Source organism: Rheinheimera gaetbuli, assembly GCF_054781935.1.
Genome location: NZ_BAAGTL010000031.1, coordinates 1 through 6729, shown reverse-complemented (window position 1 = coordinate 6729; position 6729 = coordinate 1). Strand labels below are relative to the sequence as shown.

The 6729-nt window shown below is 43.5% G+C and carries 4 protein-coding genes; 2 read left to right on the top strand and 2 right to left on the bottom strand.

What is annotated here, in order from left to right:
* Window positions 1-176 precede the first annotated feature (176 nt).
* Both ACYVIC_RS19610 and ACYVIC_RS19605 read left to right on the top strand, forming a co-directional pair.
* Window positions 177-1553, top strand: a complete 1377-nt coding sequence (locus ACYVIC_RS19610; protein WP_460862681.1) for a sigma-54-dependent transcriptional regulator — start codon at window positions 177-179, stop codon at window positions 1551-1553.
* The gene (locus ACYVIC_RS19605) at window positions 1543-2868 is read left to right on the top strand and encodes a sensor histidine kinase (RefSeq protein WP_460862679.1); all 1326 of its coding nucleotides are present in this window, start codon (window positions 1543-1545) and stop codon (window positions 2866-2868) included. Before ACYVIC_RS19610 ends, ACYVIC_RS19605 begins: the two co-directional genes overlap by 11 nt.
* A 235-nt stretch (window positions 2869-3103) precedes the next feature.
* Here the strand turns inward: ACYVIC_RS19605 and ACYVIC_RS19600 are convergent, their stop codons facing one another.
* The gene (locus ACYVIC_RS19600) at window positions 3104-4411 is read right to left on the bottom strand and encodes a class I SAM-dependent methyltransferase (RefSeq protein WP_460862677.1); all 1308 of its coding nucleotides are present in this window, start codon (window positions 4409-4411) and stop codon (window positions 3104-3106) included.
* A gap of 124 nt (window positions 4412-4535) precedes the next feature.
* The coding region (locus ACYVIC_RS19595) for an amino acid adenylation domain-containing protein (RefSeq protein WP_460862675.1) at window positions 4536-6729 on the bottom strand (2194 nt) is incomplete at its 5' end.

Sequence of the window (6729 nt, the reverse complement as noted above, 5' to 3'; positions counted from 1 at the left end):
TCTGATCGCGTAAACCGCGTTGAGTTCCTTCTTTTTAGTGATCTACTGTTTGGAACAGTTATTTAGACCAAAATCGTAAAGCCAATTATTTTTTCCAAAACTGTCTCTTTAAAGCCTGCAGGTGTGTTAAAAAAGATAATACTTTGTTATTTAATAAGTGAAAATGAGGAGTGATAATGAAAAGTGAAGGGGACATTTTAGTGGTCGATGATAACAAAGAACTTTTGGTAGCCACCAGATTGGCTCTGAAACCGCATTATAGAAATGTAAAAATACTTGAAGATCCTACCCGTATTCTGACCATGTTAGCTGAAGAAGCATTTGACGTTATCATACTGGACATGAACTTTACACAGGATGTTGTCAGTGGTCGAGAAGGCGTGGCCTGGTTAAAAAAAATCCGAGAAACCAGCCCTACCATGATCATCATAATGATGACAGCATATGCCCAAACACCTCTTATTGTAGAAACGATTAAGGCGGGCGCCAACGATTTTATTGCCAAACCTTTTAGCAACGATCAATTAATCTGCACCGTAGTGGCTGCTTTTAAACAAGTCGCCTCCCAGAAGGAAATAGAGCGGCTTTCCATGCAAACAAATGCCTTCAAAGAAGCGATGCGAGGTGATGCCCAACCTATGTTGGGTCAAAGCAAGATGATGATGAAAATCCAAAAGGTTGCTCAAAAAGCCGCCAAAACTGATGCCAATATTCTGATCCTTGGTGAAAGTGGCACTGGCAAAGGTGTCCTTGCCAGGGCTATTCATAATATGAGCATGCGCAGTGAACAACCTTTCATTAGCCTGGACATGGGTTCTGTCCCAGCGACCCTTTTTGAGAGCGAACTATTTGGTTATAAAAAAGGGGCATTCACAGATGCTAAACATGACCGCCTTGGCAGGTTTCAGCTTGCGCAAGCCGGTACTTTATTTCTCGATGAACTGGCGAACTTGCCGTTGTCCGAGCAAGCAAAGTTACTGTCAGTACTGCAAGACAAAGAATTCCGCCCCGTTGGTGCAAGTCAAACGGTGAGGGTTGATGCCCGGCTGATTTTTGCGACCAATGAATCGCTGTACCAGTCAGTGGAAAAAGGCAATTTTCGTCAAGATTTGCTGTACCGCGTAAATACCATAGAAATAGCTCTCCCCCCTTTGCGGGAGCGCAGAGAGGACATCCCCTTATTTGCTGATCACTTTGTCAATAAGTTCTGCAAGAAGTACAAAAAAGAATTGTCTATTTCTGAGTCGGAGATGAACAAGCTTGTTGACTACTACTGGCCCGGGAATATCCGGGAACTTGAGTTTACTATAGAGCGAGAGGTTATTATGGCGGAAGGCTATCAGTTAGAATTCAACAATGTATTACCTTCCCGCACCTCCCCTGCTTCTGCAAGCATTGGTGCTTCTCTCGAAGAATTTGACCTTGAAGAAGTAGAAGAAAAAACCATTCGCAGAGCAGTAAAACATTTTAAAGGTAATCTAAGTAAAGCTGCGGAAGCTCTTGGTATTACTCGAGGGGCGCTCTACAGAAGGCTGGAAAAATATGAGATTTGATAAACAACATTTGGCCCAAATGCTGTTATTTGGCATGTACACACTCTCAGTTATTGTCGCTTATTACACGATTACTGAAAGGGGAACTTCTGCGTTAACGGTTATTGCGATTCTGCTATCTGTTTTTTTGCTGGCAAAGATTAAACTCGCTTGGAACAGACAAAGTTATCAAATTAAAAAAGTGTTGCTTGCCCTGACAAATGAAGACCCCACCCTTGGCCTTCCTCTAGATAGCCCTTTGTTGCTAGAATTCAATAAGCTGAAAAATAGAATTGAAAAATCTAGAAACGAGCTACATATTCAAAATCATTTTTTCGAATCACTTATTCAGCATTTGGATGCCATAGTGTTGGTTATTGACGAAAACAACACAATTATTCATAAAAATAGTGCGTCAGAAGTTTTAACCAGAGATGTAAATAGTGAGATTATTGACGGCAACTGGGGTGAACTGGGAGAATTTATTATTCATGCTGGGAAATCAGCTCAACGCATTATAACGTGGAAGAAAGAAACACATACCGACACTCTCACTGTTAGGTTGACACATTCGCTATTTCTGGAGCGCAGTATCAAAATAGTGATCATTCAATCAATTCATAAGGAACTTGTAGACAAAGAATTAGACACCTACAAGCGCCTTACAAAAGTATTGATCCACGAAGTATCCAACTCCGTCACTCCTATTTCTATGTTAACCCATACCACAGGTCAACTTCTGCCCCAGTATTTGGACACTCCGGATGAACAAAATAAGGAAGATATTATTGAAGCTCTATCTGCAATTCAAAACAGAGTGACTCACCTCAGTACCTTCGTGAGCCGCTTTATGGAACTCAGTAGCATACCTATGCCCAATATGCAGTATTCAGATCTAAAAGCAGTCATTAACAACGTCTTGCAGTTATTAAAGAAACAACTTGTTGAAAACGGTGTCCGCATATACTTGCACTGTGCTGAACATGAAGTCTACAAAACCAATTTTGATGCTGCTCAAATTGAGCAGGTATTGCTGAATATTATAAAGAACGGCATAGAGGCTCTTGAGAGTACTCTGGAAAGGGCTATCCATATCAAGCTGTACTACAACAACAAGAACAAACTGTTTTTAGATATCACAGACGACGGCCCAGGCATTCCTCCCCATGTACAGGAAAAAATATTTATTCCTTTTTTCACAACTAAACCCAATGGTTCCGGTATAGGTCTGAGTTTATCAAAACAGATTATGCGTAACCATAACGGCGACTTGCTCTACGTGGACGAAAGTACAGACTCGAAAACAGGCGCTTGTTTTAGATTTATATTTGACTGAAAATAACTCTTAAAACGTAACCGTTCGGCCAATTATACCTAATCTGTGAATTTGGGCGCTACTCGGAAGCTTACGGAGGGAAGTCCAGTTTGTCGTGATACGGATCAATTTACAGGTAACGCCAGAAATGGTACAGCGACTGAGTATCGCTATGATAAACAGCCGCTTACACAGAATATTTTATAGGCTCCGAGCCAACGATGTCCTGTTAAGGTATTACTGCTCTTCAATCCTGTTACTCAGCGGCACATATATATGGGAAGGCGGGCGTGGTCAATCTGAGCCTTAGTTCATTAACCAGATGGAAATCTGCCTCCACTTTCAGTTCTTTAAGTATGTTCGCCATGGTCTTTTCCCCAGTGCAACGTTCAAAAACGCGTGCAGCCAGTTTGTGTTTCGGGAAAATTGGGTCGGGCTGTACCTTATGTTCCTCTGTTAACTTATAGCTACTGTCTTCCTGATAAACGTATAAATCATAGCTAGTTCTCATTTTCTTAAAGTGGGTTTGCAAAAATACCTCATTGATCTGGTTACTTGTCTGCACAGGAAAACTCGAGTCCTTTCGCTGTACATAGAACCAGACATGGGGCGAGTTTTCTAATAACAGCAGGTTTCCAATCTGCCAGCGTGTGAGATCAGGTAATGACATATACTGGTCTTCAACCCGTTTATCACTAAATTTCATTTCCCAAGAGATTCTGCCTTCCCCTTTGTCCCACTGATTAATGCAAGGTGTAATAATCTCTAGTCCTTGGCTCTGAATCAATTCATTAAACGTTTCTACTGTATAGCTGTATTCGACCGGTTGCAGGATTGCATCCGCCATTGCACTCTCATGAGAGTCAACCAATCCCGCCAGGAAACCTCCCATTAAAGGACTATAGTTTGCCTGCTGGTCCTTTATCATCGCAGCCGAAACCGGCAACTCAACATCAATTTCTGGCCGACCATCAGTAGAGCACATCATACGAATCGCCTTTTGAAATGCTGTTGTGGTCAGTCTATGGTAATAGTTGTAGACAAAAAGTTCTAACACGCCATTTTTCTTCAAGGCTTTAGCCAACTTGGACAGGGGAATCGACGGGTCATAATTATGATGGATTACGCCAGTACAGATCACTATATCAAACTCGTCTTCATAGTTGACATTATTCAGGCTCATCTCTTCCAGTTTTACGTTCGTCACATTTAATTGCTCTGCCAATACTTTCGCAGCAGCCAGTGACTCAGTAGATATGTCTGTGCCCAATATTTCCGATTGAGGATATTTTAATGCCGTAATTACAGCCTGGTTTGTGCCACATCCTGCCACCCAGATCCTGGGGCTCTCGCCAATACGGCTGTTGTCAAATACGCCTACTTCCTGATTTAAAGCAGTGGTCCATAACATTTGCTCTTTATACTTGGAAAGAATTGCCGGATGCCATGGAAAGTTAAATCGTCCGTAGAATCGTTTATTTATCTTATCCACATCTTCCTGAGAAGCAGCTGAGTGCAAGTTAAAAAGTTGATTAGCGGCTGAATTATTCCCTAGTTCAATCATCTGTCACCTTCATTATTTTTAGATTATCTGATTATATTTACAACTATAGATTAAGGAGTTTTTAGCTTGCTTCCTCTATAGAAGCACCTTTCCTACTTACTGCTTCTTCACATCCTCGCTTGGTTTACTGCCTGAGTTCGTCATTGCTTAACAATCTAGCCATCAACAATCGGCTCATCTCTTTTACCGCTCTGGATTTCATAATACTGTGATGATCTGCTTCCAATTCATGGCAAGCAAACGGATAAAGACTTAGCTCTTTAAGTGTATTAATACAGGAAGGCTTTTGTTCCGATTTACTTTGTTTGGCTGAAAAATACTGCACCCTGCCAATCCTGTGAACTGGATTTTTGGTATAGCGTTCCTGCCCCACAATCCCGGATAAAACAATTTCCCTCATACGTTGCTCCGATTGCCCCGTAGCTACACTTAGCTCGGCAATTTGCTGTTCTTTATCAAATTGACTTAACAGAAGTGGATGTTCCGCTAAGGTATCTAAATACTCCACCAGAGTCTGAGCTTCATCCCTCAACAATGTTTCCATAGCTGATTTGGAAGAAGATGAAGACTTTTGAGTGTGCCAGACACTGTCAATAATGCCCAGATATGCAACTTGCTGATTTTGGTTTCGTAATTGCTGAGAGATCTCTAATGCTAAAACACCCCCTAGTGACCAGCCCAACAGACGATATGGTCCATTTTTCTGAACCGCTTTAATTTCCTTAATATAGAGAGCAGCAAGAGCTTCAACTTGCCAGATATTCACTGAAGCTGCCGGGTTCACAAGCTCAGGGCGGCTAAGTCCATATACTGGCAGTTCGCTGGGTAAATTCTGCACCAGTTCATGATAACCATAGATGTCACCTTCCACTGGATGGATTAGAAACAGTGGCTGAGAGTCACTTGTTCCGGGATTTAACTGAGTACATACTTCTGCTATTTTGCGTACTGCTTGCGCACCGTCCAGTACTTTTGCCATATTTTTCAGTACGGGGTATTCAAATACTTGTGACAAAGTAAATGGCCTCCCTTTTACCTCCCGTACTCTGACCAACATGCGAAGCGCCAACAAGGAGTGCCCACCCAGAGTAAAGAAGTTGTCATGAACACCTACCCGCTCAAGACCAAGCAGTTTTTGCCAAATCTCTGCCAGAGCCTGCTCGGTCTCTGTGGCAGGTGCAGTGTACTCTGCCTGGAGGCTGGATATATCCGGCTCTGGCAAGACCTTGCGGTCAACCTTGCCATTCGGGGTCAGCGGCAACCTCTCCAGCAACACAAAAACTCCCGGCACCATATACTCCGGCAAGCTTTGCTTAAGGTGCTTCGTTAACGCCTGCTTCAGGGCCGTTGTCTGCTCTTCTTTCTGCTGCAAAGACCATTCAGCCGAATAATGTTCAGCAACCGGGCATATATACGCCACTAACTGGCTGTCACCGCTTGAGGTTGCTTTCGCCAATACCACCACATCTTGCACCCACGCATGGTTGCTCAGGCTGTTTTCAATTTCTCCCAGCTCAATGCGGAAACCCCGCAGCTTGATTTGGTGGTCAATTCGTCCCAAAAACTCCAGAGTACCATCCGGCAGCCAGCGCACCAGATCACCTGTTTTATACAACCGCCCTTCACCAAACGGATTAGCAATAAACTTCTCTTCCGTCAGAGCATCCCGGTTTAAATATCCCCGGGCAAGCCCATCTCCTCCTATATACAGCTCTCCTACAACTCCCTGAGGTACCAGTTGCCGCTGGCTATCCAGCACATAAACACAGGTATTAGAGTTTGGCTTGCCTATAGGGACACAACGTTCGTCCGATAACAATACAGTGAAACTTGTTGCCGTGATGGTCGTCTCAGTCGGCCCATAAGTGTTAAGCAAACGAACCTTTGGCGATTGGACGACAAAGTTCTGCGCGAGTCTGCTTGATAAAGCTTCTCCACCGACGATCACCAGGCGCAATGATGGCCAGGCCCAGCTCGGTTCATTGTTTTCTAACTCATGGAAGAAGGCCGTAGGCAGGCTGATAACTGACGCTCCCTGCTCATGACCGAAACGCTTAAAAGCTTGTGCTCCGCCCAAACAAGCATCACTGCGCAAAACTAAACACGCGCCATTGCATAAAGCGGCTATAAACTCCTCAACGAAAATATCAAAATTAGGTGTGGAGAACTGCAACATCCGATCGCCAACCTGCATTTGATAACAATGCAGAATATGTTGCTGATAATTCACCAGATTACGGTGCTCCACCATCACCCCTTTGGGTTGCCCTGTCGACCCTGAGGTATAAATCACATACGCCAGATGCCGGCTGCTCAAT